Annotated in this window: 26 protein-coding genes; 15 read left to right on the top strand and 11 right to left on the bottom strand. The window is 69.8% G+C overall.

Going from position 1 to position 25,556, the window contains the following annotated elements:
* Positions 1-143: 143 nt before the first annotated feature.
* On the bottom strand, positions 144-482 hold the full coding sequence (locus MME74_RS01770; protein ID WP_267416931.1) for a winged helix-turn-helix transcriptional regulator: 339 nt from the start codon (positions 480-482) through the stop codon (positions 144-146).
* Positions 483-558: 76 nt separating this feature from the next.
* Here MME74_RS01770 and MME74_RS01775 point away from each other — a divergent pair, with 76 nt between their 5' ends.
* Entirely contained in the window at positions 559-1,215 is a 657-nt protein-coding gene (locus MME74_RS01775; protein WP_267416932.1) for an FMN-dependent NADH-azoreductase, read from the top strand.
* A 26-nt stretch (positions 1,216-1,241) separates the two neighbouring features.
* On the opposite strand, the gene MME74_RS01780 is transcribed toward MME74_RS01775, so the two are convergent.
* Both MME74_RS01780 and MME74_RS01785 read right to left on the bottom strand, forming a co-directional pair.
* Entirely contained in the window at positions 1,242-2,321 is a 1,080-nt protein-coding gene (locus MME74_RS01780) for a sensor histidine kinase (protein WP_267416933.1), read from the bottom strand.
* 13 nt (positions 2,322-2,334) lie between these two features.
* Positions 2,335-3,006 carry a response regulator transcription factor gene (locus MME74_RS01785; protein WP_267416934.1) on the bottom strand — a complete coding sequence of 224 codons (672 nt, stop codon included), beginning with the start codon at positions 3,004-3,006 and terminating at the stop codon, positions 2,335-2,337.
* A gap of 87 nt (positions 3,007-3,093) precedes the next feature.
* On the opposite strand from MME74_RS01785, the gene MME74_RS01790 reads away from it, so the two are divergent.
* The 5 genes from MME74_RS01790 to MME74_RS01810 are packed head-to-tail and all read left to right on the top strand — an operon-like array spanning position 3,094 to position 7,318.
* Positions 3,094-3,762, top strand: coding sequence for a M15 family metallopeptidase (locus MME74_RS01790; protein ID WP_267416935.1), 669 nt, complete (start codon positions 3,094-3,096; stop codon positions 3,760-3,762).
* Complete coding sequence (alr, locus tag MME74_RS01795) at positions 3,759-4,883, top strand: alanine racemase (protein WP_267416936.1); 1,125 nt, start codon at positions 3,759-3,761, stop codon at positions 4,881-4,883. Before MME74_RS01790 ends, alr begins: the two co-directional genes overlap by 4 nt.
* A complete protein-coding gene (locus MME74_RS01800) occupies positions 4,880-5,830 on the top strand; it encodes a D-alanine--D-alanine ligase family protein (RefSeq protein ID WP_267416937.1) in 951 nt (316 codons plus the stop codon). Before alr ends, MME74_RS01800 begins: the two co-directional genes overlap by 4 nt.
* Positions 5,827-6,888, top strand: a complete 1,062-nt coding sequence (locus MME74_RS01805; protein WP_267416938.1) for an acyltransferase family protein — start codon at positions 5,827-5,829, stop codon at positions 6,886-6,888. Before MME74_RS01800 ends, MME74_RS01805 begins: the two co-directional genes overlap by 4 nt.
* 40 nt (positions 6,889-6,928) lie before the next feature.
* A complete protein-coding gene (locus MME74_RS01810) occupies positions 6,929-7,318 on the top strand; it encodes a VOC family protein (RefSeq protein WP_267416939.1) in 390 nt (129 codons plus the stop codon).
* Positions 7,319-7,501: 183 nt separating this feature from the next.
* On the opposite strand, the gene MME74_RS01815 is transcribed toward MME74_RS01810, so the two are convergent.
* From MME74_RS01815 to MME74_RS01850, 8 genes are all read right to left on the bottom strand, one after another.
* Positions 7,502-10,030, bottom strand: a complete 2,529-nt coding sequence (locus tag MME74_RS01815; RefSeq protein ID WP_267416940.1) for a DEAD/DEAH box helicase — start codon at positions 10,028-10,030, stop codon at positions 7,502-7,504.
* Positions 10,031-10,078: 48 nt separating this feature from the next.
* Complete coding sequence (gene deoD / locus MME74_RS01820) at positions 10,079-10,789, bottom strand: purine-nucleoside phosphorylase (RefSeq protein WP_267416941.1); 711 nt, start codon at positions 10,787-10,789, stop codon at positions 10,079-10,081.
* Between the two features lie 42 nt (positions 10,790-10,831).
* Complete coding sequence (locus MME74_RS01825) at positions 10,832-11,350, bottom strand: roadblock/LC7 domain-containing protein (protein ID WP_267416942.1); 519 nt, start codon at positions 11,348-11,350, stop codon at positions 10,832-10,834.
* Positions 11,347-11,997: a hypothetical protein gene (locus MME74_RS01830; protein WP_267416943.1), complete on the bottom strand. Its 651-nt coding sequence runs from the start codon at positions 11,995-11,997 to the stop codon at positions 11,347-11,349. The genes MME74_RS01825 and MME74_RS01830 overlap by 4 nt, the downstream gene beginning before the upstream one ends.
* On the bottom strand, positions 11,994-12,365 hold the full coding sequence (locus MME74_RS01835) for a hypothetical protein (protein WP_267416944.1): 372 nt from the start codon (positions 12,363-12,365) through the stop codon (positions 11,994-11,996). Before MME74_RS01835 ends, MME74_RS01830 begins: the two co-directional genes overlap by 4 nt.
* Positions 12,366-12,552: 187 nt before the next feature.
* The gene (gene hpaD / locus MME74_RS01840; RefSeq protein ID WP_267416945.1) at positions 12,553-13,548 is read right to left on the bottom strand and encodes a 3,4-dihydroxyphenylacetate 2,3-dioxygenase; all 996 of its coding nucleotides are present in this window, start codon (positions 13,546-13,548) and stop codon (positions 12,553-12,555) included.
* A 34-nt stretch (positions 13,549-13,582) separates the two neighbouring features.
* Positions 13,583-14,872: a DUF3500 domain-containing protein gene (locus tag MME74_RS01845; protein WP_267416946.1), complete on the bottom strand. Its 1,290-nt coding sequence runs from the start codon at positions 14,870-14,872 to the stop codon at positions 13,583-13,585.
* 4 nt (positions 14,873-14,876) lie between these two features.
* The gene (locus MME74_RS01850; protein ID WP_267416947.1) at positions 14,877-15,926 is read right to left on the bottom strand and encodes an amidohydrolase family protein; all 1,050 of its coding nucleotides are present in this window, start codon (positions 15,924-15,926) and stop codon (positions 14,877-14,879) included.
* 220 nt (positions 15,927-16,146) lie between these two features.
* Here MME74_RS01850 and MME74_RS01855 point away from each other — a divergent pair, with 220 nt between their 5' ends.
* From MME74_RS01855 to MME74_RS01895, 9 genes are all read left to right on the top strand, one after another.
* On the top strand, positions 16,147-17,673 hold the full coding sequence (locus MME74_RS01855) for an ABC transporter substrate-binding protein (RefSeq protein WP_267416948.1): 1,527 nt from the start codon (positions 16,147-16,149) through the stop codon (positions 17,671-17,673).
* Between the two features lie 63 nt (positions 17,674-17,736).
* Complete coding sequence (locus MME74_RS01860; protein WP_267416949.1) at positions 17,737-18,681, top strand: ABC transporter permease; 945 nt, start codon at positions 17,737-17,739, stop codon at positions 18,679-18,681.
* The gene (locus tag MME74_RS01865; RefSeq protein ID WP_267416950.1) at positions 18,678-20,588 is read left to right on the top strand and encodes a dipeptide/oligopeptide/nickel ABC transporter permease/ATP-binding protein; all 1,911 of its coding nucleotides are present in this window, start codon (positions 18,678-18,680) and stop codon (positions 20,586-20,588) included. The genes MME74_RS01860 and MME74_RS01865 overlap by 4 nt, the downstream gene beginning before the upstream one ends.
* On the top strand, positions 20,585-21,442 hold the full coding sequence (locus MME74_RS01870; RefSeq protein ID WP_267416951.1) for an ATP-binding cassette domain-containing protein: 858 nt from the start codon (positions 20,585-20,587) through the stop codon (positions 21,440-21,442). Before MME74_RS01865 ends, MME74_RS01870 begins: the two co-directional genes overlap by 4 nt.
* Positions 21,443-21,517: 75 nt before the next feature.
* A complete protein-coding gene (locus MME74_RS01875) occupies positions 21,518-22,417 on the top strand; it encodes a LysR family transcriptional regulator (RefSeq protein WP_267416952.1) in 900 nt (299 codons plus the stop codon).
* A 184-nt stretch (positions 22,418-22,601) separates the two neighbouring features.
* Entirely contained in the window at positions 22,602-23,885 is a 1,284-nt protein-coding gene (locus MME74_RS01880; protein ID WP_267416953.1) for an FAD-dependent monooxygenase, read from the top strand.
* Positions 23,882-24,334, top strand: coding sequence for a YybH family protein (locus tag MME74_RS01885; RefSeq protein WP_267416955.1), 453 nt, complete (start codon positions 23,882-23,884; stop codon positions 24,332-24,334). The genes MME74_RS01880 and MME74_RS01885 overlap by 4 nt, the downstream gene beginning before the upstream one ends.
* Positions 24,331-25,173 (top strand): fumarylacetoacetate hydrolase family protein, encoded by an 843-nt coding sequence (locus tag MME74_RS01890; RefSeq protein ID WP_267416956.1) that lies wholly within the window; start codon positions 24,331-24,333, stop codon positions 25,171-25,173. Before MME74_RS01885 ends, MME74_RS01890 begins: the two co-directional genes overlap by 4 nt.
* A complete protein-coding gene (locus tag MME74_RS01895; RefSeq protein WP_267416957.1) occupies positions 25,170-25,556 on the top strand; it encodes a RidA family protein in 387 nt (128 codons plus the stop codon). Before MME74_RS01890 ends, MME74_RS01895 begins: the two co-directional genes overlap by 4 nt.

The raw sequence follows: 25,556 nt of genomic DNA on the forward strand, positions 1-25,556 counted from the left end.
CGTACGGAGCCTTTCTGCGAGAAGGGTGCCGATCCCTCGCAGACAGCGGCCCCCCGACCAGCTTCGAGCCTACTCCGGAGTGCGCCGCGCACCCCGAGGACACAGCGCGCTCGGGTACAGCGCCCCGGGCAGGAGAGCCGCGGTCAGACGGTGCGGTGCTCCAGGTTCGCGGACGCCCATCGCCCGAGCTGATCGAGGATCGGCAGCAGTCCGCGGCCGCTCGGGGTGAGGGCGTACGACACCGTGATCGGCGGACCCGCGTCGACCGTGCGGGCCACCAGGCCGGCGTCGGCGAGTTCCGCGAGACGGTCCGAGAGCACGGTGTCGCTGATGCCGGCGACCGCGCGGCGCAGCGCGACGAAGGTGGAGGGACCGCTGCCGAGCGCGGACACGATCATGCCGTTCCACCGTTTGCCGAGCACGCTGAAGGCCAGTGTGACGGCGGCGTCGCACATCTGGATCTCTTCGTGGACCTCGGCCATGACCCCATCCTACCGTGCTACATTAACCGATGCCGCTAAGAAAAACCTAGCGACTACGAAAACGAGAGGTAGGCCCATGTCCCTGTTCCGCCTGGATGCCAGCATCCTTCCCGCGTCGTCCGCCAGCCGTGAGCTCGCGGACCTCGTCGAGGCCGAGTGGACCGCATCCCACCCCGACTCGACCGTCACCCGCCGCGACCTGGCGAGCGACCCGGTCCCCGCGACCGCGTGGGCGGATGCCGTGACCGGCGGTTTCGCCGACGAGGCCCAGCGCACCCCCGCGCAGAACGACGCCCGCGCCCTCGCGACCCGGTTCGCGGACGAGCTGATCGGCGCCGACGCGCTGCTGTTCGCGGTGCCGCTGTACAACTACGGCGTCTCGCAGCACTTCAAGACCTGGTTCGACCTGGCCTACACCGACTCGCGCATCGACCCGTCCGGTACCGCGCTGCAGGGCAAGCCCGCGACCCTGGTCACCGTGCTCGGCGGCAACTACGCGCCGGGTTCGCCCAAGGAGGGCTGGGACCACTCCACCGGCTGGCTGCGCCGCGTGCTGGCGGATGTGTGGGGCCTCGACCTCCGCGTCGTGCAGCGTCCGTTCACGCTCGTGGGCGTGAACCCCGCGCTCGACGCGTTCGCCGACACCGCGCGCGAGCTCAAGGAGAACGCCGAGACCGACGCCCGCACCTTCGGCCGCGAACTCGCCGCGACGCGCGAGCCCCGCGTGGCCTGAGACCCGGCATCCGCCCCCGGACGGCGTCAGCCCAAGGGGGGCGGGTACGGATGCGGCAGCCACACCGTCACGATCAGCCCGCCGTCCGTGCGCGGGGTGAGCACCAGGGTGCCGTTGTGCGCCTGCGTGATGCGGTCGGCGATGGCCAGGCCGAGACCCACCCCGGCATGGTCTTCGTCCCGCGTGCGCTCGGACCCGCGCTGGAACGGCTCGGTGAGCATCGCGGCGCGGTGGGAGGGGATCACGTCGCCGGTGTTCTCCACGACCAGCGCGACCGCGTGCGGCATCGCGTACGTGCGCACCGCCACCGCACCGCCGGACGGCAGGTTGTGCACGATCGCGTTGAGCACGAGGTTCGTGACCAGCTGCGGCAGGAGCGCCGCAGACCCGAGCACGGGAGCCGGGGCACCGCCCACCTCCATGGCGACGCCGCGACGGTCGGCGAGGGGGAGCAGGCTCTCCACCGCCCCCTCCGCCAGGAGCGAGAGGTCGACGATCTCGCGCGTGAAGGTGCGGCGATCGGCACGGCTCAGCAGCAGCAGCGCCTCGGTCAGGTCGATCGCCCGGGTGTTCACCTCGCGCAGACGGGAGATCAGGGCATCGACGTCGCGGTCGGGATCGTCGCGGGCGACCTCGAGCAGGGTCTGCGAGATCGCGAGCGGGGTCCGCAGCTCATGCGAGGCGTTCGCGGCGAACCGCTGCTGCTCGGACACGTGCGACTCCAGCTGCTCGAGCATCGAGTCGAAGACGTCGGCGAGGTCGCGGAACTCGTCACGCGGCCCCTCCAGCGAGACCCGGTGCGACAGGGAGCCCTGCGCCGCGAGCCGGGCGGCATCGCCGATGCGCTCCAGCGGTGCCAGCATCCGTCCGGCGAGCAGCCATCCGACGCCGAGCCCGAGGGCGAGCAGGACCACCATGACCATCGCGGCGACCGGCACGAAGGCCCGGATCAGGTCACTGCGGTTCGGCACGAAGAACTCGGTGACGGGGATCTGCACGTCCGGCACGTATCGGAGCAGATACGCGGCCACCGCGGCGAGCAGCAGCCCTCCCGACACGACGACGACCGCCGCGTAGCTCAGCGTCAGCTTGAGACGGGCGCTCATCCCGCGGCGGCGCCTACGCATCGGCATCCGTCCCGATCCGATAGCCGACGCCGGGGACGGTGAGGATCAGCCACGGCTCGCCCAGGCGCTTGCGCAGCGATGACACCGTGATGCGCACCGCGTTCGTGAACGGGTCGGCGTTCTCGTCCCAGGCGCGCTCGAGCAGCTCCTCGGCGCTGACCACCCCGCCCTCCGCGTCGACCAGCACCTCCAGCACGGCGAACTGCTTGCGGGTGAGGGCGACGTAGCGGTCGTCGCGGTACACCTCGCGGCGGAACGGGTCCAGCCGCAGGCCCGCCATCTCCAGGACCGGCGGGCGGCTGCGCTGTCGGCGACGGTCGAGCGCGCGCAGACGCAGCACCAGCTCCCGCAGCTCGAACGGCTTCGTCAGGTAGTCGTCGGCGCCGATCTCGAAGCCCGACGCCTTGTCGTCGAGGCGGTCGGCCGCGGTGAGCATCAGGATCGGGATGCCGCTGCCGGAGGCCACGATCCAGCGGGCGATGTCGTCACCGGAGGGGCCGGGGACATCGCGGTCGAGCACGGCGATGTCGTAGGCGTTGATGCTCAGCAGCTCGAGGGCGGTGTCGCCGTCGCCGGCGACATCGGCCGCGATCGCCTCCAGCCGCAGACCGTCCCTGACTGCGTCGGCGAGGTAGGGCTCGTCCTCGACGATCAGTACACGCATGGCTGCGATCCTACGCAGTGCGGTATATCGGGAGCGTATGGAAAAGCGCATACGCCCCGGCAACCGGCGCTCTTCTTCACTGGGAGCATGAACACCAGCACCATCCCCCTCCCGCCGCGGAAGCGTCGTCGTCGCCGGTTCACCGTCGTGGTCGTCGCGCTCGCGCTGGCCGTGATCGTCGTCTTCGCGGTGCAGCAGTCGCTCTCCGCGGCTTTCGCCGATGTCCCTCGGGGCCTGCCGTCGCCGGGGTCCGGACAGGCGGCGGCCGGCGAGATCACGGGACCGGTCTCCGCCCCGAGCGAGGCCGACGGCGTGATCCGCGACGGCGACCAGCCCACCGTCTTCGACGTGGACCGGGTCGCCGTCGGCAACCTCGACCCGGCACTGCTCACGGCGCTGCAGCGAGCAGCCGGCGATGCCGAGCGCGACGGCATCACGTTCCGCGTGAACAGCGGATGGCGCACGCCCGCGCTGCAGGAGCGGATGCTGCAGGACGCGATCGTCCAGTACGGATCGGAGGCGGAGGCCCGGCGCTGGGTGGCCACCCCGGAGACCTCGGAGCACGTGACGGGCGATGCGGTCGACCTCGGCCCGTTCCCCGCGCTCGACTGGCTGGCGCAGCGGGGCTGGCGCTACGGCCTGTGCCAGATCTACGCCAACGAGTCCTGGCACTACGAGCTGCGGCCCGAGGCGGTCGACGACGGCTGCCCCGAGATGCTCCCCGACCCCACCGCCGACCCGAGGACCCAGCGATGACCGCTCTTCTCGCACCCGAGCGTGCGACCCTCTCCCGCCTGCACGCGCCGACGCTGTGCACCCTCCCGGATGCCGTGGCGGAGAACGTCCGTCGCGTGCGGACGGCGACCTCCGCGCGCATCATGGCCGTGGTCAAGGCCGACGGCTACGGCCACGGGGCCGTCTCCGTGGCCAGGGCCGCGATCGCCGCCGGTGCCGAGTGGCTCGGCGTGACCGACGTCGCCGAGGCCACCGCGCTCCGCGAGGCCGGACTCGCGGTGCCGATCCTCTCGTGGCTGAACCCGGCGGGCGTCGACGCGGCGACCGCGGCGGAGCACGACATCGACATCGCGGTCGGCTCGGCCGAGGAGCTGCGCCAGCTGGTCGCGGATGCCGAGGATCCGGTGCGCGTGCACCTGCATCTGGACACCGGCATGGCCCGGGGCGGGAGCCCGCTCGACGAGTGGCCCGAGCTGTTCGCGGCCGCGCGGGCGGGTCGCGGCCGCGTCGAGGTGGTGGGGGTGATGGGGCATCTGCCCCGGGCGGACGAGGGCGACCCCGAGGCGAACGCGGCCGCCGTGCTGCGGATGCGGCAGGGGAGGGACGCGGTGCTGCGGGCCGGGCTCGGTCCGGTGCTCGTGCACCTCGCCGCCACGTCCGGCGCGCTGACCGACCCGGCGACGCACTTCGGCATGGTGCGGATCGGCGCGGGACTCGTGGGCATCGACCCCTCGGAGCGGACCGTGCTGACCGGAGCCTCCCGGTGGACGGCGCCCGTCGTGCACAGCGCGCTCGTGCCCGCGCGGACGGCGGTGGGTTACGCCGGCGCCTACGTCACCGACCGGGAGACGCACCTCGTCGTCGTCGGCGTCGGGTACGCCGACGGCATCCCGCGCGAGCTGGCACCGGGGGCCGGAGTCGAGATCGGGGGGATGCGGCATCCGATCGTGGGGAGGGTCTCGATGGACCAGATCGTGGTCGACACGGGGGAGGCGGGGTTCCCCCGCGGCACGATCGCGACCGTGTTCGGGCCGGAGGGCGGCGCGGTGCCCTCGGTGCAGGAGTGGGCCCGGTGGGCGGACAGCATCCCGCACACCATCGTCACCGGCATCGGAACACGCGTGCAGAGGAGTGTGGCATGACGACGAACGTCCTGGTCATCGGCGGCGGACAGAACGCCGAGCATGAGGTGTCGCTGGCCTCCGCGGCCGCCGTCGCCGCAGCCCTCCGGATGGGGGACCACGAGGTCACGACCGCGACCATCGACCGCGACGGCATCTGGCGTGTCGACGGTCGCCCGAACGGGGCATCGGCCGCCGAGTCGCTGGCGCTCGCCCTGCCGCTGCTCACGCGCACCGACGTGGTCTTCCCGGCCGTGCACGGCACGCTCGGGGAGGACGGCGCGCTCGCGGCGCTGTGCGCGCTCGCCGGGGTGCGCGTGGTGGGCTCGGGGCTGCGCGCCGGGGCCATCGGCATGGACAAGTGGACGACCAAGCTCGTCGCGGACGCGGTCGGTCTCGGCACCGCCCGGGGGCGTCTGGTCGCCGCGGACGACATCGGGGATGTGGAGTTCGACGGCGCGGTGGTGGTGAAGCCGGTCTCGGCCGGATCGAGCCACGGGGTGAGTCTCGTGAGCGAGGAGGGCGAGCTGCTCGCGGCGCTGCGGGAGGCGGCGCGCTTCGACCGCCGCATCCTGGTCGAGGAGGTCGTGCGGGGGCGGGAGATCGACGTGGCGGTGCTGCGCGAGAAGGGCGGCATCCGATGGGCGGCCCCGCCGCTGGAGATCCACGCGACCGGCCTCTTCGACACGGCCACGAAGTACGACGGCAGTGCACGGTTCACGGTCCCGGCCGAGCTCGATGCGGCGGAGGTCTCGTCCCTCAAACGAGCCGCGATCGCCGTGTTCGACGCCCTCGGCTGCGACGGGGTCGCACGGATGGACTTCTTCCTCACGGACCGCGGTCCGGTGCTGAACGAGGTCAACACGATGCCGGGGCTGACGGCCGCGTCGCAGGTGCCGCGGATGTTCGCGGCTGCGGGCGTGACGTACGTCGACCTCGTGTCGCGGCTCGTGCGCGCGGCGTCGTGACCGGCGCGGAATCGTCGCGCGTCGGGTGGCCCGACGTCGCGAAGGGCATCTGCATCATCCTCGTGGTGCTGTGGCATGTGGTCACGAAGGTCGCGATCCACATCCCGGGTGCAGGGCCGGTGACCGACGCCTGGGCGATGCTGAACGCCCAGCTGCTGCCGCTGCGGATCCCGCTGTTCTTCCTGGTGTCCGGGATGTTCGCGGCGCGGGCGGTGCTCGGCCGGGACGCGACTTCCTGGCGGCGGCGGGCGGGACGGCTCGCGCTGCTGTACATCGTGTGGGTGCTGATCCAGACGTTCGTCCTGGCGATGACGCCGGACTTCGACACCGCCAGGGCGACCGACGGGTGGGAGCTGCTCGCGCAGCTCACGATCAGTCCGACGAACCTCTGGTATCTGCTCGCGCTCGCGGCGTACCTCGCGATCGCGCGGCTCACCCGGGGGCTCCCGACCGTGGCGGTGCTGGCGGTCGCGTTCGTCATCGCGGCGGTCGCCGGGGCCGGGGTGATCCCGGATCTCGGCAATCTGTGGCAGCTGGTGCAGAACCTGTTCTTCTTCCTCGTCGGGCTCCGACTGCGTGCCGTGATCGAGCGGTTCACGAGGAGCGTGGGCATCGGCGGGGCACTCGCGCTCGCGGCCGTCTACGTCGGGGCGCTCGCGGCCGTGGCGGCGCTCGGCATCCGCCTCCTGCCGGGGGTGTGGCCGGCGCTGGCGCTCGTCGCCGTGGCGTTCGGGGTGGCGCTGAGCGTGCTCCTCGACCGGCACGCGGGGGTCGTCGCGCGACCCCTGCGCTGGATCGGCCGGCGGACCCTGCCGATCTACGTGCTGCACATGATGCCGCTGGCGTTCGTCGGCGCGGGGCTGGAGGCCGTCGGGTGGCGGCCGACGCCGGTCCTGGAGGGCATCGGCCCCGTGGTGCTGACCGCGGTCGTCATCGCGACCTGCCTGGCCGTGCACGCGCTGCTGGTGCGCTGCGGCCTCGGGGCCCTGTTCGACCCGCTGCGGGTCACGGACCGTCTGGGGCGGGGCCGTCGCCGCACGGCCGAGCCTCGCGCGTGAAGGCCTCGACAATCGGCCCGACGCGGCGGATGCTGGAACCATGGCGGCCTTCACAGCGGACAACGCATTCAGCGGATTCAGCGTCGACGACATCGACGCGGCGAAAGAGTTCTACGGCACGACCCTCGGGCTCGACGTCGGAGTCAACGCGATGGGGTTCCTCGACCTGCGGCTGCCCAGCGGCGGATCGATCCTCGTGTACCCGAAGCCGAACCACACGCCCGCGAGCTTCACCATCCTGAACTTCCCGGTGGCGGATGTCGACGCCGCGGTGGACGAGCTCATCGAGCGCGGTGTGCAGACCAAGATCTACAGCGACGACGAGTTCCCCTCCGATGCGCGCGGCATCGTCCGCGGCAACGGCCGGGGCCCGGACATCGCCTGGTTCCGCGACCCCGCGGGGAACGTGCTCGCGGTGATGCAGGCCTGACGCGGGGCGTGAGTTCCGTCGATGAAGGGGTACGCGCTCGCGTCTACGACCCAGCCGGTCGCAGTCAGCCGTTACGAACTGACAGAGGACGCGCAAAAAGCGCTTCCCGATGAAGACGTGATCACCCGGGCCTTCGCCGACGGGTTGTCCCGCAGCGCCTAGGATCCGAGCGGAGTCGGAGCGCTACAGCCGGTCCACGCCCGTCACGGTGACGACGGCCTGGCCGGCCTCGTCGGAGGCGGCGAGGTCGATCGTCGCGGAGATGCCCCAGTCGTGGTCTCCGGCGGGATCGTCGAAGATCTGCCGGGCGGTCCACGCGGTGGTGCCCTCGGTGAGGATCAGCAGTTTCGAGCTGCGGGCGTCCGCACCGGTGAGGATGTCGTCGTGCTCCGCGAAGTATCCGTCGAGCGCGTCCGACCAGGCATCCGCCCCGAAGCCCGGATCGAGCTCGGCGAGAGCGGCGACGTCTTCCCGCGCGGCGAGCTGCACGCGACGGAACAGCTCGTTGCGCACGAGGATGCGGAAGGCGCGGATGTTGCTCGTGAGCCGCTTGGGGGCGGGGGGCACGATCGGCTCGTCGGGGGCGTGCGGGTCGAAGCGGCCGTTGTCGGTTCCCGCGACCAGCTCCTCCCACTCGTCGAGCAGGCTGGAGTCGACCTGACGGACGAGTTCGCCGAGCCACTCGATGAGGTCGCGCAGATCCTCGTCCTTGAGCTCCTCGGGGATGGTCTGCGACGCGGCCCGATAGGCGTCCGAGAGATAGCGCAGCACCACGCCCTCGGAGCGGGCGATCTTGTAGTACGCGACGTATTCCCCGAACGACATGGCCCGCTCGTACATGTCGCGGACGACGGACTTCGGATGCAGCTCGAAGTCGCGGATCCACGGCTGCGCGGCGCTGAACGTCTCGAACGCGGCGCTCAGCAGCTCGTCGAGGGGCTTCGGGTAGGTGATCTGCTCGAGCAGCTCCATCCGCTCGTCGTACTCGATGCCCTCCGACTTCATCGCGGCGACCGCTTCGCCGCGGGCGAGGAACTCCTGCTGGCTGAGCACGGCGCGCGGGTCGTCGAGGGTCGACTCCACGATGGAGATCATGTCCAGGGCGTACGAGCCGGTGCCGGCGGCCGGATCCGGGTCGAGCAGCTCGAACGCGGCGAGGGCGAACGGCGACAGCGGCTGGTTGAGGGCGAAGTTCGGCTGCAGGTCGACCGTGAGGCGGATATCGCCCTCGGGCGTCTTCTCGACGATTCCCGATTCGCGGAGCGTGCGGTAGATGCCGATGGCGCGCAGAGCCAGTTCACGCTGTCGCTTCCGCGGTTCGTGATTGTCATATACCAGCGAGCGCATATTGGCGAAGACGTCGCCGCCGCGGGCGATCACGTTGAGCATCATGGCGCTCGTGATCTGCATGTGCGAGGTCAGGGTCTCCGGCACCGCATCGATGAGCTTGCGGAACGACGGCTCGCCCCACGACACGAACCCGTCCGGTGCCTTCTTGCGCACGATCTTGCGCTTCTTCTTCGGGTCGTCGCCGGCCTTCTTGACCGCCGCGACGTTCTCGCTCTCGTGCTCCGGAGCCTGCGCGACGACCGTGCCCGCGGTGTCGTAGCCGGCGCGGCCGGCGCGACCGGCGATCTGATGGAACTCGCGGGCGTTCAGCTGCCGCATGCGGGTGCCGTCGAACTTGGTGAGCGCGGTCAGGAGCACGGTGCGGATCGGCACGTTGATGCCGACGCCGAGGGTGTCGGTGCCGCAGATGACGCGCAGGAGTCCGCGCTGGGCGAGCTGTTCGACCAGACGACGGTACTTCGGCAGCATCCCGGCGTGGTGCACGCCGATCCCCGCGCGCAGGAAGCGCGAGAGCGTCTTGCCGAACGCGGTGGTGAACCGGAACTCGGCGATCAGTGCCGCGATCTCGTCGCGCTGCTCGCGAGTGGCGACCTTGGTGCTGGAGAGCGCCTGTGCCCTCTCCATCGCGGCGGCCTGCGAGAAGTGCACGACGTAGATCGGCGCCTGGCCGGTGTTCAGGAGGTCGTCGATCGTCTCGTGGATCGGCGTCGTCTCGTAGAAGAAGTGCAGGGGGACGGGACGCTCGACGCCGGTGACGGTCGCCGTCTCGCGGCTCGTGCGGCGGGTGAGGTCGGCGGCCAGCTCGGTGACGTCACCCAGGGTCGCCGACATCAGGATGAACTGCGCCTGCGGCAGCTCCAGCAGCGGCACCTGCCACGCCCATCCGCGGTCGGGGTCCGCGTAGAAATGGAACTCGTCCATCACGACCTGGCCCACGTCGGCGTCGGTGCCCTGCCGCAGCGAGAGGTTCGCGAGGATCTCGGCGGTGCAGCAGATGATCGGGGCGTCGGCGTTCACCGAGGAGTCTCCGGTGACCATGCCGACGTTCTCGGCGCCGAACACGTCGACCAGTGCGAAGAACTTCTCGCTGACGAGAGCCTTGATCGGAGCGGTGTAACAGCTGCGACGTCCGGCGACGAGGGCGCTGAAGTGCGCGCCGATCGCGACGAGCGACTTCCCGGTGCCGGTGGGCGTCGAGAGGATCAGGTTGTTGCCGGAGACGATCTCGATGACCGCCTCGTCCTGCGCGGGGTACAGGCTGATGCCGGTGGACTCCGCCCATTCGACGAACGCGAGGTAGACGGCATCCGGATCCGCGGCGTCCGGAACGAGGGCGGGGTCGAGCCGCGGAGTGGAAGTCATGATCCCTCGATCATCCCATCCGGGGGCGGCGCCGACCTGCGCCCCCGTTCAGGCGGTCGCAGCGCGCAGGGCGATGCGGATCATGTCGCCGAAGGTCTGCTCGCGCTCCTGGGCCGTGGTCTCCTCGCCCGTCACGATGTGGTCGCTGACCGTGCAGATCGCGAGGGCGCGTCGACCGTAGTACGCCGCGAGCGTGTAGAGCCCGGCCGCCTCCATCTCGACGCCGAGGATGCCGTGCTGCACGAACGGCTCCGTGAGCTCGGGGCGGGTGCTGTAGAACTGGTCGCTCGAGAACAGCTGCCCCACATGCACGGCAGACTCCAGGGGCTCGGCCTCGCTCGCCTCGACCGCGGCGCGCAGCAGCGAGAAGTCCGCCACGGGCGCGTAGTCGAGTCCGTGGAAGCGCACCCGGTTGATCCCGGAGTCGGTGCTCGCGCCGTTCGCGATGATGATGTCGCGGATCTTGACCCGCTCGGTCAGGGCTCCGCACGAGCCCACCCGGACGATCGTCTGCACGTCGTAGGAGTCGAACAGCTCGTTCGCGTAGATCGCCATCGACGGCTGGCCCATGCCCGAGCCCTGCACCGAGACGCGGTGCCCTTCCCAGGTGCCGGTGAAGCCCAGCATGCCGCGCGTCTCGGAGTACAGCTCCGCCTCGTCGAGGAAGGTCTCGGCGATCCACTTCGCCCGCAGCGGGTCGCCGGGGAACAGGACGATGGGGGCGATCTGGCCGGGCTCTGCGGCGATGTGCGTGCTCATGGCCTCAGCGTAGCCAGCCCGGTCATGCGCCGCCCGAGGGGCTCACCCGGGAGCCCCGGTGAGCCCCAAGGCGGTGATGAGCTCGTACGCGGCGGAGCGCGCCTGCACGATCACGGTGCCGATCTGCACCCCGGTGGCCGACACCGACAGGAGCAGCTGACCGTAGGGGGCGAGGATGAAGCTGAGCAGTGACGTCTGGCTCTCGGCGATCGACACCGAGACGACGGCGGACAGGCTCGGCGCCCCGCCGCCGGAGATGATCTCTGCCTCGGCTCTGGCGACCCCGAACAGTGAGCCGTTCATCGCCGCCAGACGGTCGCCGGTCTCGCGCGCGACGCCGACCGAGGCGATCTGGAGCCCGTCCGCGGTCGACAGCACGGCCGCGGTCATCTCGGGGAACCGCTCCTCGAGATGGCGCAGCCGCGTCGCCGCGGCCTGCCCGACCACACCCGACCAGACCGTCCAGTCGGCTGCGAGGTCGGGATGCATGAGCGCCGGGTCGGTTCCGGGCGTGGAGTCCTTCGAGAGACCCGATGCATCGGGTCGGATGTGTGCTGTCACGACTCTTCCTCCGGAAGGTCAAGGGCCACGCAGGCGACGCGCATCACGCAGGCGCGGTCGCGGGCGTCGGCGGTGAGAACGCGGGTGGAGGGGATGCCGTACCGATCCAGCAGGCAGGCGAGAGATCGCCGCACAGCGTCGAGGTCGTCCTCGGCGCAGTGGCTGACGGCGATCACGAGACGGTGGCCGTCTTCCGCGAACCGCGGGATCCAGTCGCCGGCGTCGGCGACGAGGTTCCCGCGGTCGGCGCGCAGCCAGAGCAGGATGCGCGTGTCGGACGAGGACAGGGTTCGCCGCGCGTGCGCGAAGCGGTCCTGCCCCGGCACACCGATGAGCGCCACCGAGATCTCGGGCGTGGGCTTCCACGCGCCGTAGTCGAGTCCGACCGTGGTGGTCGTCTTCTCTCCGTCGCCGTACTCCGCGGAGCCGGCCGAGATCGGGACGTCGGTGTCGACCGGCGGGACGTCGCTCAGCGCGCGGACCGCAGTGGTCTTCCCCGCATCGACAGGCCCCGCGAAGACGAGCCGGTAGCGGTTCGGCAGGTTCACGCGTCGCCAGCGCGCACGCCGCATCGCGCTCTCCGGCGAGGCGGCGTGCGCCCACGAGCGGCCCCCGAGGCCAGCACTCGTGAGGGCCTCGTCCGTCAAGCGTTCAAGGCCGCCACATGGCGGTTCACGGCGGACCGGAGAAGAGCGAGGTTCGTCGCCTGACGGTCGGCCGCCAGGTAGAGGAACATCTCGTCGGTCACCATCTTGAGCAGGTGCAGCTGCGTGTCGAGCGTGAGCAGCATGTCCTCGAGGCTCGCCTCGAGACCGAGCGCCTCGATCGTCCGCTTCTTGTTCTTCACGATCTCGCTGTTGTAGGCGCTCGCGACGTCGAGGTCGAAGTTCGGTCGCGTCGAGCTCGATGCGAGCGGCAGCCCGGATTCGAGATCGACGACGGACGCGCCGATGAACCCGTTGATATCGTGCGCGATGTCGGCGATGAGAGCGTTCAGTTCGTCTTGCGTGGCCATGGTGGTGTCCCCCAGTTCGAGTGCGGATGCCAGAGACCGCCCCTTGCGGTCACCCCCGGTGCATCGGCAACACATAAAGTGTATAACGTTACCGACTCAGGACGCGAGGTCTGCCTCGACACGCTCGACGCACGCGCGTCGGCGGTCGCTCGGGGCGACCGCCGACGGGGTGGGCGGGTGGGGATGCTCAGTGCAGGCTGAGGTACTCCTCGAGGGTCTCGGGGCTGGCGGAGAGCAGCGGTTCGCGCACCGCTTCGCCCGGGAACTCACTGGCCTCGAAGAACCAGCGCCGCGAGGCCGGCATCCCCCACAGCTGTGCGCGCTGCGGGTCGCTGACGTCCCAGCGGATCGGAGGAGTCTCCAGATCGATGAACTGGTAGTGCGTCGTGAAGAGCTCGATCCGATGCTGGTCGGGGTCGCGCACATACAGGAAGAGGGCATTGCTCAGTCCGTGCCGTCCAGGTCCGCGGTCGATCTCGCGGCCGAGCCCGACGGCCCCGCAGACGTCCGCGGCATGCAGCAGGGCGGAGGCGTCCGGCACGGTGTAGGCGAAGTGGTGCAGGCGGGGACCGCGGCCGTTGGTGAAGACGAGGTCGTGGGTGTTGCCCTTCACCTCGAGCCACGTCCCCCAGAGCTCGTCGGTGCCGTCCGCGGCCGTGTACTCGGCCATCCGCATGCCGAGGCCCGCCCAGAAGTCGGTGGCCGCCTGCACGTCGTACGTGACGACCTGGAAGTGGTCGAGGCGCTGGGGGAAGGCGGAGCGGAACTCGTCGAAGCGCTGCATCTTGCGCTCGACGACGTCCATGGAGCTGGTGAGCTCGATGTGGGTGCCGACCGTGTCCCGGAAGCGCAGCGTGGGCCCCTGGTGCGGCACCTCGACCCGCTCGTGATCGACTCCGGTGGCGGCGAAATGCTTCTCGGCGGCCAGGATGTCCGCGTCGGAGCGCACGCGGAGCCCGACGTGGAGGGCCTTGGCCTCATCGGCCCGCACGAGGACGAGGCTGTGATGCGCCGCCTCCTCGAGACCGCGCAGATAGATCGCGTCATCGGTCTCCTCGGTCACCACGAGTCCGATGACGTCGCGGTAGAAGTCACGGCTGGCCTCGAGGTCGGTCACGGCGAGGGAGACGTGGCTCGCCCTGGTGAGGATGAAGGGCGGGGTGTCACTCGTGGTGGGGAGCATAGATCCTCCTTGATCGGATGCGGTGCGTGCGGACTCAGCGAGACGTCGCGGCGATGAAGGCCGCGCCGTAGTCGTTGCCGTTGGGCAGACGCAGGGTGGTGTGGACGTGGAAGCGCGCGGGCAGGCGGTTGCTCAGCCAGACCCCTGCATGGTGGTCGAGCTCGGCGAGGATCACCGGGCTCTGGACGCGGAAGTAGAACGGCTCGGTGCCATCCGTGGCTCCGTACCAGCCGAACCAGGTCTCGTCGCGGTGGGTCTCGACCTCGACGAGGGCGAGGGCACGCTGGTCGGCAGGGAGCAGGAGATGGAAGTCCTCGACGATCGCCAGGAGCAATTCCCACTGGGCATCCGTCAGGTCGGAGCCGCGGATGCCCTCGGGCGGCACCACACGGTTGTCCCGGAACGCGCCCGCGACGTGCCGCTCGTCGGCGGGATGGCGTCGTCCGTCCGGCATCTCCGGGTCGAGCACCGATCGGTAGACGATCGCCTGGGCGCGTTGGGCGTCCGTGAACGACGACGCGAGCGCCAGTGCCGTCTGCTCCCGTGCGTCGAAGAGGGGAGGGCGCTCGTCATCGGTGAGGGCCGGCTCGGCGCCCAGGAACACGGGCGCGACGACCTGACGGGAGCCGATGAACACCGAGTGCACGGCGACGTGGTGGCCGAACAGCTGCCACCCCCAGGGCCCCTCGCCCGGGTCGCCGTAGAGGGCGAACCAGTAGCTGCGCTCGTTCATGATCGTGGGCAGGTCGACGAGGCCGCCGAGATAGCCGTTGAGATCCATGGCCTCGCGCACCCGGGCGAAGCCCTCCGGGCTCAGCGACGCCTCGATCACGTCGAGGACCGCCGCCACCACGGCATCCGTCTGGTCCTCGAGTCGCAGTCCCGTGCGGAAGAACACGAACTCCGGGTTGCTCCAGCTGCGCCACTCCGGGGCATCGATCGGGTGGCTCAGCGTCGCGCGCCGGTCAGGGGTCAGCGCCGTCAGCAGGGCGGAGGCCGCATCGGCCGCCGCCCCGCCGGTCGCCTCCCCGTCGCCGAGACGCCAGACGTCGCGCACGGTTCCATCGGACGTGATGCCGACGAACGGCTCGTCGTAGAGAGCCTTCCAGTGGTCCAGCAGATCGCGCAGGAACGGAGCGCTCCGGCGGTCGGCGGTGAACTCCTCGTAGTCCATGCCGCGCACGTCGGCGAGAGTCGGATCGTCCAGCGGGATCAGGTGTTCGCGGAACGAGGAGGCCTCGAGCACGACGGCCTCCTCCCGCCCGGCGACGCGGTCGCTGGAGAAGAAGTCGTCGATGTCGTTGTGCTGCGCGTGCGAGGACATGGGATCAGATCGGGAGGTTGAACAGCCGCTTGGCGTTGCCCGACAGGATGAGCTCGCGGTCGGCGTCGCTGATGTCCAGCTGGTTCTGCACGAAGTCCACGCCCTGGCCCATCCAGCTGTAGAAGACGGGGAACGACGACCCGAACAGGTAGTGGTCGGCGCCGTTGATCTTCAGCGCCGCCTCGACCTGGTCCTTGCCCCAGGAGTGCGGGTGCGTCATGTCGAAGAAGATGTTCTCGTCGAGATACTGCTTGATCTTCTCGCCGCCCGTCGGATCGAGACGCTGCATGGCCTCGGTCTTGTTGCTCGCATGCGGGGTGAGCAGCGCGGTGTTCGCGAACCAGTTGCCGCCCATCATCGTGTGGATGAAGCGGAGTCCCGGCATCCGGTCGAACATGCCGCTGAAGAGCTCGCGGCCGACGGCGATGCCCTGATCGATGATCCGTCCGTACTCGCGGCGCAGGTTCGTGTAGTCGATGACCGACTTGTACTCGACCGGCAGCGGGGTGTGGTGCACGATGACGGGGATGTCGAGCTTCTCGATGACCTTGAGGTAGGGCTCGAAGACCTCGTCGTCGAGGTACAACTGCCCGTAGTGGCAGGCGAGCTGCACACCGACCGCGCCGAGCTCCTTCACCGCGCGCTCCAGCTCGTAGATGTTCTCCCTGCCTCCCCACGGCGGCACGCACGCGGTCGCGAAGAGTCGCCCGCCGGATCGGGCGACGATGTCGGCGGCGTTGTCGTTCACGGCCTTGCAGGTGTCCAGGCCCAGCCACTCCTGCCAGACCGGCACGCGCATGATGCCGTAGTCGACTCCGGCCTCGTCCATGGCGGCCAGCTTGGCCTCTGCGGAGTAGTCGCCCTCGACGTAGTTGAGGTTCTGGTAGCCGGCGGGCTTCTCCAGGATGAGCTGCTTCTTGCCGCTGTCCATCGTGATGACCCGGGCGATCTCGCCGAAGCCGCGCGGGGCGGAGTCCAGGAACCCGTTCAGGATCCTCTCGTTCGTGAAGAGATCCTCGGGGAGGTGATGGATGTTGATGTCGACGACGGTCATTGTCGGCTCCTGCTTTCCTGGGCGTGCGTGAGGCGTCCTCACCCGCGGGTGGTCATCACTCACGATAGGCAGTTCCGCCCCTCCTCCGATCCCCCCGATCCTGCACAGTTATGTTGCACGCCATGGCATATGCCGGTGAATGCACTCGTGGTTATGGTGAACGAGTTCCGGGTCGCCGACTCCCGATCGGCCGGCCCCGCAGACAGCCAAGGAGGCAAAGGTGCCATACAAGAGCGCAGTACTGAAGACGGCCGCGGTGTTCGCGGCCGCCGGTCTGTTGCTGACGGGTTGCTCGGCAGTGACGCCGGACGACGCCGACAGCTCCGCAGCCCCGGCGACGGACGCCACTCTCCGAGTGAACTTCGGACAGTTCCCGGAGAGCTGGGCGCCGGGCCAGGAGATGGAGGGCGGAGTGCTCCGCATCCCCTACGAGACCCTGCTCGCACCCGGCGAGGACGGTCAGCCGACGGAGTCCCTCGCGACCGATTACGAGCTGACCGACGAGTCGCTCACCCTGACGCTGCGCGAGGGCGTGACCTTCCACGACGGCACCCCCTTCGACGCGGAGGCCGTCAAAGCCAACGTGGAGTACGTCAAGTCCGGAGCCACGGCCTACGCCGGCTCATTCCAGACGGTCGCCTCGGTCGACGTCGTCGATGACCGCACCGTACGGCTCAACCTCTCCAGCCCGAACCCCTCGCTGCCGACGACTCTGACCACGCGCGCACTCCCGATCGCCAGCCCTGCGGCCATCGCCGACGGATCGATCGCGCAGACCCCGGTCGGCACCTCGCCCTGGGCCTACGACGATGCGAAGTCGATCGTCGGCACGAAGATGACGTTCAGCGCCTTCGACGACTACTGGGGAGACAAGCCGGGGTTCGCGAACGTCGAGCTCTTCGCGATCGATGAGCCGGAGTCCTCCGCGGCTGCGCTCCTCGCCGGAGATCTGGACGTGACCGACACCGAGGTCACCACGCTCCCGCGTTTCGAGGGCAGTGACATCGAATCGCTGCAGTACCCCGCGATCCGCAACAACCTGTTCTTCTTCGATCGCGGCCCCGGCGGTGTGTTCGAAGACGTCTCCCTGCGCCAGGCGGTCTGCTATGCGATCGACATCGACCAGATGATCAAGGTCGAGGGCGAGGGAGAAGCGGCGACGCAGCACTTCGCCGAGGGCGAGGTCGGCTACAACCCCGACATCACCGGATACCCGACCGACCTCGACCGCGCGCAGGAGCTCTACGCGGAGGCAGGAAGCCCCACGGTCGACGTGGAGATGGCCGCCGCTCCGTACAACAACACGCAGATCGAGGTCTACATGACCCAGGCCGCGGAGATCGGCGACTTCTACGTGACGGTCACCACGCTGCCGCCGCCGCAGTACAACGGCGAGTGGAACAGCGGGAAGTACCCGCTGGGACTGTCGAGCAATGACGAGCTGACCCCCTTCGAGTGGTACAGCGCCTGGTTCGCTGCGGATGCCCCGGGCAATCCGTCCGGCATCGAGAGCGACGAGCTCAAGGCCGCAGCGGCTGCCGCGCAGGCCGCGGGCGACTCCGAGGAGGCGGGCGACCTGTGGGCGGAGGTGACGAAGATCATCGCCGACGAGGCACTGACCTGCGCTCACCTTCGCGGGGTCGAGACCCTCGCCTGGAACAGCGCCACCGTGGCCGGTGTGGATGCCCCCACCGAGCCGTGGGAGCCGAAGTCGGTCAACTACCGGGATCTGACCCCGGTCTCCTGACGTCGAGATGTCCGTGAAGAAGTCGATCCACCCGCCGGGGCGAGCAGAGAGGGGAACCCGCTGATGCTCAAGCTCATCCTCTCCCGCCTCGTCCTGGCGGTGCCCCAGCTGATCCTGCTGTCGCTGTTCGTGTTCCTGCTGACCTACCTGGTTCCCGGGAGCCCGGCCGCCGCGGTGCTCGGCGCCGCCGCGAACCCGGAGAGCATCGCGCGACTCGAGGCCCAGCTGGGGTTGGATCGGCCCTTCTTCGAGCGCCTCGCCGACTACTACGCCGGCCTGCTGCACGGAGACTTCGGCACCTCGTTCAGCTCCGGCCGTCCCGTGTCGGAGCTGTTCGCGGAGCGGATCCCGGCGACGATGTCGCTGATGGTCGGCGGTCTGCTCGTCGCGGTCGTGCTCGGCCTCGCTCTCGGACTGATCGGCGGCACCAAGCCCGGGTCGATCAGGGATCGGATCGCGACGGCGATCACCAGCTTCACGATGTCGGTGCCCGAGTTCTGGGTCGGCATCGTCCTGATGCTCGTGTTCGCCGTGCAGCTGCGACTCGTCCCGGTGATCGCCTACGTGCCGATCGGCGCCGACCCCGCCGCGTGGGCCCGGGGGCTGATCCTCCCCTCGATCGCCCTCGGCATCGCCGGTGCCGCCCTGATCGCGCGGCAGACACGCACGGCGATGGCGGAGACCCTCTCGGCGCGCTACGTGAACACTCTCGTCGCGGCCGGCGTATCGCGGCCGCGGATGGTCTTCCACTACGGCTTCAAGAACGCTCTGGTCCCGATCCTCGCCTCCACCGGGATCACGGTGAGCATCATGCTCGGTGCGAGCTTCGCGATCGAGAAGGTGTTCGCCTTCCCCGGTATCGGCTCGCTCATCATCCGCAGCGTCACGGCCAAGGACTTCGCCGTCATCCAGGGCGGAGTGCTCCTCGTGGCCACGATGGTGATCGTCGTCAACCTCCTTCTCGACATCAGCTACGGGCTGATCGACCCGAAATCGCGACCGCAATGAGTGACACCCGCACCTCCACCATCCAGGCCTCGCCTCGACCGAAGAAGCATGCGACCACCGTCGGACGCGTGCTGGGCAGGCTGCGTCGTCAGCCGGGCACGATCGTCGCCGCGGCCTTCATCCTGCTGCTCGTCGTCGTGGCCGTCGCCGCGCCGCTCCTCGCTCCGTTCGACCCGAACCAGGCGCACTTCGACCACGTCCTGCAGGCGCCGGACTCGCAGTTCCTGCTCGGCACGGACGACCTCGGGCAGGACCAGCTGAGCCGCCTCATCTACGGGGCGCGCATCGTGCTCCTCGTCGCCCTCGGCGCCGTGCTCATCGCGATCGCGATCGGGGTCCCCCTCGGGCTGGTGTTCGGCTTCAACGGCGGCTGGTGGGACCGCATCGGCATGCGCTTCGTCGACATGGGGCAGTCGCTGCCCGGCATGCTCATCGGCATCACGGTCATCACCATCCTGGGGCGGAACATGTTCATCCTCATGCTGGCGATCGGCATCATCTTCTCGATGGCCTTCGCCCGCATGACCCGTGCGACGGTGCTCTCCGAACGGAAGAAGCTCTACGTCGAGGCGGCAGAGGTCACCGGGCTCCGTCGGGGGCAGATCATCTTCGGTCAGGTGCTGCCGAACCTCGTGGGCGGCATCATCACCCAGGCAGCGGTGTTCCTCGGATCGGCGATCATGATCGAATCGGCGATGAGCTTCCTCGGCATCGGCCTCGACCGGACGACTCCCACCTGGGGTGCGATGCTCAGCTTCGCCGTCGAGAAGCAGAACGTGGCGCCCTACCTCACGTGGGCGCCCGGCATCGCGATCGTGCTCACCGTGCTCGCCTTCAGCGTGTTCGGCGATGGGCTCAACGATGCACTCATCGGCGAGCGTCGCCGGCTGCCGCGGCTCGGCCTCCGCAGCGGCCCCGCGGCCGAGGAGACGCCCGTGCAGACCGCCCGACGCGCCTCGGGGGGTGAGGCATCCGTCCCGGCCTCCGCTCCGGCACCGGACCCGGCTCCCGACGCGATCCTGCACACCCGCGGCGTGACCGTGTCCCTCGCCCGACCCGACGGTGAGCAGGTGGAGATCGTCAAGCGCGTCTGCCTCGACGTGGCGAAGGGGGAGATCGTCGGACTCCTGGGCGAATCGGGTTCCGGCAAGTCGACGTTCGCCCGTGCCGTGCTGGGCATGCTCCCCGCCGGTACCTGGCTGTCGGGCGGGTCGATCCGTATCGCGGGGGCCGAGATCGCGGGCCGCCCCGAGCGCGAGCTCCGGGGCATCCGCGGGTCCGTGGTCGGCGCGGTGTTCCAGGATCCGGCGACCGCGCTCTCGCCCGTGCACACGGTCGGCGCGCAGCTCGTCGAACCCCTCCGCATCCACCAGGGGATGAACCGGGCGCAGGCGCGGGCGCGGGCCGTCGAGCTGCTGGAGCGGGTGGGTGTGCAGCGTGCCGCCTCCCGCCTCGACGACTACCCGCACCAGTTCTCGGGAGGCATGGCGCAGCGCGTCGCCATCGCGATGGCGCTCGCCGCCGACCCGGAGCTCCTGATCGCGGATGAGGCGACCAGCGCGCTCGACGTGACCACGCAGAGCCAGGTGCTCGACCTCATCCTCGACCTGCGGGCGGAGTACGGGATGGGAGTGCTGATGATCACGCACAGCCTCGGCGTGGTCGCCGAGACCTGCGACCGGGCGGCGGTCATGTACCGCGGACGGATCGTGGAGGATGCCCCGGTCGGACAGCTGTTCGACGCTCCGGGTCACCGGTACACGCAGGCCCTCCTGGCCGCGAACCCCATGAAGGCGGCCGGCTCCGCACGGCTCTCGGTCATCGACGGGTCGCTCCGGGCGGAGATCGACGCCGACATCGACGACCTCGATCGACAGGATGCCGTCGCTGCGGGAGGTGTGCGATGAACGCGCTGCTCGAGGTGCGCGACCTCTCGGTCGGGTACGAGGTCGCGGGCGGGATCCTCGGCCGGCGCCGCATCGTCCCCGCGGTGGAAGGCGTCAGCTTCGACATCCGGCCCGGTGAGACGCTCGCCTTCGTCGGAGAGTCGGGCTCGGGCAAGAGCACCACGGGGCGGGCGATCCTGCGGCTGGTGCCCACGCTGTCCGGGAGCATCCGGTTCGATGGGCAGGATCTCGCCGAGTGGGGCACGCGCACTCCGCTGTCGTACCGGCGACAGGTCCAGGCCGTGTTCCAGGACCCGAGCGCCTCCCTGAACCCGCGCCAGCTGGTGTCGCAGGCGCTGGACATCGCGCTCGCCCGGCACGGCATGGGGGATCGGATGGCCCGTCGGCGGCGGATGTCGGAAGCCATCGAGATGGTGGGTCTCACGACCGCGCACCTCGACCGCTTCCCCAGCGAGCTCTCCGGAGGACAGCAGCAGCGGGCCGCGATCGCGCGCGCCCTCGTGCTCGAGCCGCGTCTGGTGGTGTGCGACGAGGCGGTGAGCGCGCTCGACCTCTCCACCCAGGGGCAGATCATCAACCTGCTGGCCGACCTGCAGCAGCAGACCGGCGTGAGCTACCTCTTCATCGCGCACGACCTCGCCCTGGTCCGCCACATCGCCCACCGGGTCGGCGTGATGAGCAGCGGACGTCTCGTGGAGCTCGCCGACACCGATCGGCTGTTCGACGCCCCGCAGGACCCCTATACGCGCCGTCTGCTCGAAGCGACTCCCGCGTCCCACCCCGCAGGGCGCGAGGAGCGGCGAGCCGTGCGCCTCGCCGATCGCGCGCTCGCCGCCGAGGGGGCGTCACGATGACCCGCCGTGCCCTCGATACACTCGTGACGACGCGGGCGACCCCCGAACCCGCGGACGCTGCGCGGGAGGATCACCGTGGACCGACTGGTCGTGATGAGGACCTTCGCCGCCGTCGCGCGCGCAGCCACCTTCAGCGGAGCCGCGGTGGATCTCGGCATCTCGCCCTCGATGGTGTCCCGTCACGTGGCCGACCTCGAAGAGCAGGTCGGTGTGCGGCTGGTGAATCGCACCCCGCGGTCGGTCTCGCTGACGGCCGCCGGGCTGAAGTACGCGGAGTTCGCGGAGCGCATCCTGCAGGAGATCGACGACACCGACGCGCAGATGAACGACACGCAGGACTCCGCCGAGGGCCATCTCTCGGTGATCAGTCCGAAGTGGATCGGCCTGATGGATCTGGGCACGGCGGTCGGGGCGTTCGTCGAAGCGCACCCGAAGATGCGGGTGCGGCTGGAGCTGGGCGGGATCTCGGATCGGCTGTACGACTTCCTGGACCGCGGCTTCGACGTGGCCTTCCATGCCCGCGATCCCCGCGACTCGCGGGTGCGGGTACGACGGATCTCGGAGCTCCCGTTCGTGCTCGCCGCGTCGGCGGCGTATCTGGAGCAGCATGGGACGCCGCGCACGGTCGCCGACCTGGCGGACCACGAGCTGATCAGTCACACCAGCGATCCGGCGTGGCGGCTCGGCGAGGGGAGCGACCTCCTGCACTACAAGGTGCAGGACCCCGTCGTCTCGACGAACGCCTACCTGATCATCGAGCAGCTGATCGAGTCCGGTCGCGGCATCGGGATCATCCCGCGGCGCTCGGCCCGACGAGCGCTCGAGACCGGCGTCGTCGTCGAGGTGCTCCCGGAGTTCCCGGTGCAGTCACGGTCGCTGTACGCGGTGCACGGTCCCGGAGGGCAGACGCCGGAGCGGGTGAAGGTCTTCCTCGACTTCATGAGCGACTGGTTCCGCCGCACGCGCGTCGACTGAGCCCCTCCCCGTGGCGATGCGCGATCGCCCACGACTCTCGACCCGTCGCCCGCGTCGGCGATGACGTCGTCCCCAGGATGCCGGTGGCGCCGGCATCCTCTTCCGGCCTGCCCTGCGCCCGGTCGACCCCCGCTCTCCTCACCGAGCTGCTCGGTGAGCAGGAACCCCAGAGATAAGAGGAATCATGTCCGACATCGCGATCATCGGCGCGGGCCCCGGCGGGCTCGTCACCGCGCTTCGCCTGCATCAGCAGGGCATCCGCCCCACCGTCTACGAGTCCGTCCCCGAGCTCAAGCCGCTCGGCGTCGGCGTCGACATCAAGACGGTCGGCACGAAGGAGCTCGACGAGCTGGGGCTGCTCGAGCAGTTCCGGGCCATCTCCGTCGACGCCGAGGACTCGATCTTCTACAACCACTTCGGCCAGGAGATCTACGCCGAGAAGTGCGGCGTGCACATGGGGTACCTCCACGAGCAGCGCTTCGTGCACCGCGGCATCCTGCAGATGCTCCTGTTCCGCACGGTGATCGAGCGGCTCGGCGAGGATGCCGTCGTGCTCGGCGCGCGGGTCGTGCGGTACTCGCAGGATGCCGAGGGCGTCACGCTCGACGTCGAGCACCGCGACGGACGCGCGGAGCAGGTGCGTCATGCGGCGGTCATCGCGGCCGACGGGATCAAGTCGGCCGTGCGCCGGCAGATGCACCCGAACCTCGCGGAACCCGAGTTCTCCGGCATCACGATGTGGCGGGGCACCACCCTGCGAGAGCCGTTCCGCGGCGGTCACACGATCCTGCACCTGGGCGACCCCCGCATCTCCACCATGGTCGTGTATCCGATCGCCGAGAACTTCGAGGGCAGCGGACTCGACCTCATCAACTGGGTCGTCGAGACCAACGGCGAGGAGACCATCGAGGACTGGAACCAGGTGGCGGACCCCGAGCAGATCATCCCCGCCTTCGACACCCTGACCCTGCCGTTCCTCGACGTCCAGCAGCTGATCCGCGATGCCCGGGAGGTGTACCTGTTCCCGCTGATCCGGCACTTCCCGCTCGACAGCTGGGTGGACGGACGGGTCGTGCTGCTCGGAGACGCGGCGCACGCCATGTATCCGCGCGGGGGCAACGGGATCACGCAGGCGATGCTCGACGCCAGGGTGCTGACCGAGAAGCTCGCCGCGCACACGGATCCGGCGGAGGCGTTCGCGGCCTATGACGGCGTCCGCCGGGAGGTCGTCAACCGCATCGCCGACAACATGCGCGGGGAGGGATACGAGGTGATCCGTCGCATGGTCGCCGAGCGCACGGACGGCAAGCCGTTCGACGACATCGAGGACGTCCTCCCGCTTGCCGAGGCGGATGGGATCTTCAGCCGGTATCACGCGCTGGTCGGAGCGCCGCGGCCCGGACACGAGGTCGGAGAGGCGACCGGATTCCGCACCTGGCTCGTCTCGGGTGAGGAGGTCCCGTCGTGAGCACGACCGAGGAAGTGGACCTCGGCGTCCGCGCGGAGATCCTCGCCGTCGAGGCACGTCGCCAGCAGGCGCTGATCGAGGGCGATCTGGAGACCCTGGACGAGCTCTTCGACGAGGAGCTCGTGCACATCCATGCCCCGGGGCTGACCCACACCAAGGCACAGCTGCTCGAACACGTCGGCACCCGCCGGGCCTACCTCGACATGTCGCGGGGCGAGCTCTCCATCCGGACGGTCGGCGACGTCGTCATCATGACCGGACCGATCACGAACCGGCTGCGGAACCCGGACGGCTCGGAGCGCACCCTCAGCGGCGTCGCGACCCAGGTGCTCCGGCGTGGTGCCGACGGCGCCTGGCGCTTCGTGAGCTTCCAGATGACGCCGATGGGCGAGCAGGTCTGGGGTGCGCTGCCCAGTGAAGTCGCGCCCGACGGGGAGGAGCAGGCATGAGGCTCGCCCGTTTCCGCATCGGCGACTCCCAGCCGCGGTTCGGCAGGGTCGACGGCGACGCGATCGTCGACCTCACCGAGGAATTCGGGCCCTCGCTGCGGGCCGTGCTTCCGACGCTCCGGGAACGCGGAGCCGAGATCCGCGCCGCCCACGGACCACGGCATCCGCTGACCGACGTCACACTGCTGGCGCCGATCGACGACCCGCAGAAGTATCTCGGCATCGGCATGAACTACGCGCAGCATGCGGAGGAGGCGCGCGCCGCCGGCATCCCGATCCCGACCAGCCAGCTCTGGTTCAACAAGCAGGTGTCGTGCCTGAACGACCCTTTCGGCGACATCGTGAAGCCCGCCGTGTCGGACGAGCTCGACTACGAGATCGAACTCGGCGTGGTGATCGGCGTCAGAGCGAAGGACGTCGCGGTGGAGGATGCCCGCTCGGTCATCGCCGGATACGTCGTCGCGAACGACGTGTCGGTGCGGGACTGGCTGCAGAAGCTGTCGCCGACCTTCACGCTCGGGAAGTCCTTCGACACGCACGGACCGATCGGCCCCTGGCTGACCACGGATGACGAGATCGAGGACCCGCTCGCGCTGCGGATGACCCTCAGCGTCAACGGAGAGGTGCGTCAGGACGCGGACACGAGCGACATGATCCACGACATCTACGCCCAGATCGCCTACCTCAGCCAGGTGATGACGCTGATGCCCGGCGACATTCTCGCCACCGGCACACCGTCCGGGATCGGCGCACCCACGCGGAACTTCCTGAAGGCGGGCGACGTGGTCCGCGCCGAGATCGAGGGGTTGGGCGTGATCGAGAACACGGTCGTGGCGTGAACGGGCGTCGGTCCGTCGACGTGCCCGGCTACACGCACGCCAATCCGGTGCCGGCCGCCAGCCGGATCGGTTCCCTCCTCGTCTCCGGCGCTTTGACGGGCCGCGATGCGGAGACCGGGGAGATGCCGCGGTCGCTCGACACGCAGTGCGTCAACGCGTTCTCACATCTCCGGGCGCTGATGGATGCGGCGGGTGGATCGACCGACGACGTCATCAAGGTCACGGTGCTGCTCGGCGAGTATCGCGACCGTGGGGCGTTGAACCGCGAGTGGCTCGCGATGTTCCCCGACGCCGCATCCCGCCCCGCCCGACAGGTGCTGCACGCGTCGCTCGACGGCGACGCGGTCATCCACCTCGACGTGATGGCCGTGCTTCCCGACTGA

This window comes from Microbacterium oxydans, from assembly GCF_026559675.1.
Classification (GTDB): Bacteria; Actinomycetota; Actinomycetes; order Actinomycetales; family Microbacteriaceae; genus Microbacterium; species Microbacterium oxydans_D.

Bases quoted from the DNA above. Each gene is read 5' to 3' on its own strand.
- MME74_RS01770 (WP_267416931.1), bottom strand. From the start codon at position 482: ATGGCCGAGGTCCACGAAGAGATCCAGATGTGCGACGCCGCCGTCACA.
- MME74_RS01775 (WP_267416932.1), top strand. From the start codon at position 559: ATGTCCCTGTTCCGCCTGGATGCCAGCATCCTTCCCGCGTCGTCCGCC.
- MME74_RS01780 (WP_267416933.1), bottom strand. From the start codon at position 2,321: ATGAGCGCCCGTCTCAAGCTGACGCTGAGCTACGCGGCGGTCGTCGTC.
- MME74_RS01785 (WP_267416934.1), bottom strand. From the start codon at position 3,006: ATGCGTGTACTGATCGTCGAGGACGAGCCCTACCTCGCCGACGCAGTC.
- MME74_RS01790 (WP_267416935.1), top strand. From the start codon at position 3,094: ATGAACACCAGCACCATCCCCCTCCCGCCGCGGAAGCGTCGTCGTCGC.
- alr (WP_267416936.1), top strand. From the start codon at position 3,759: ATGACCGCTCTTCTCGCACCCGAGCGTGCGACCCTCTCCCGCCTGCAC.
- MME74_RS01800 (WP_267416937.1), top strand. From the start codon at position 4,880: ATGACGACGAACGTCCTGGTCATCGGCGGCGGACAGAACGCCGAGCAT.
- MME74_RS01810 (WP_267416939.1), top strand. From the start codon at position 6,929: ATGGCGGCCTTCACAGCGGACAACGCATTCAGCGGATTCAGCGTCGAC.
- MME74_RS01815 (WP_267416940.1), bottom strand. From the start codon at position 10,030: ATGACTTCCACTCCGCGGCTCGACCCCGCCCTCGTTCCGGACGCCGCG.
- deoD (WP_267416941.1), bottom strand. From the start codon at position 10,789: ATGAGCACGCACATCGCCGCAGAGCCCGGCCAGATCGCCCCCATCGTC.
- MME74_RS01835 (WP_267416944.1), bottom strand. From the start codon at position 12,365: ATGGCCACGCAAGACGAACTGAACGCTCTCATCGCCGACATCGCGCAC.
- hpaD (WP_267416945.1), bottom strand. From the start codon at position 13,548: ATGCTCCCCACCACGAGTGACACCCCGCCCTTCATCCTCACCAGGGCG.
- MME74_RS01845 (WP_267416946.1), bottom strand. From the start codon at position 14,872: ATGTCCTCGCACGCGCAGCACAACGACATCGACGACTTCTTCTCCAGC.
- MME74_RS01850 (WP_267416947.1), bottom strand. From the start codon at position 15,926: ATGACCGTCGTCGACATCAACATCCATCACCTCCCCGAGGATCTCTTC.
- MME74_RS01860 (WP_267416949.1), top strand. From the start codon at position 17,737: ATGCTCAAGCTCATCCTCTCCCGCCTCGTCCTGGCGGTGCCCCAGCTG.
- MME74_RS01865 (WP_267416950.1), top strand. From the start codon at position 18,678: ATGAGTGACACCCGCACCTCCACCATCCAGGCCTCGCCTCGACCGAAG.
- MME74_RS01870 (WP_267416951.1), top strand. From the start codon at position 20,585: ATGAACGCGCTGCTCGAGGTGCGCGACCTCTCGGTCGGGTACGAGGTC.
- MME74_RS01880 (WP_267416953.1), top strand. From the start codon at position 22,602: ATGTCCGACATCGCGATCATCGGCGCGGGCCCCGGCGGGCTCGTCACC.
- MME74_RS01890 (WP_267416956.1), top strand. From the start codon at position 24,331: ATGAGGCTCGCCCGTTTCCGCATCGGCGACTCCCAGCCGCGGTTCGGC.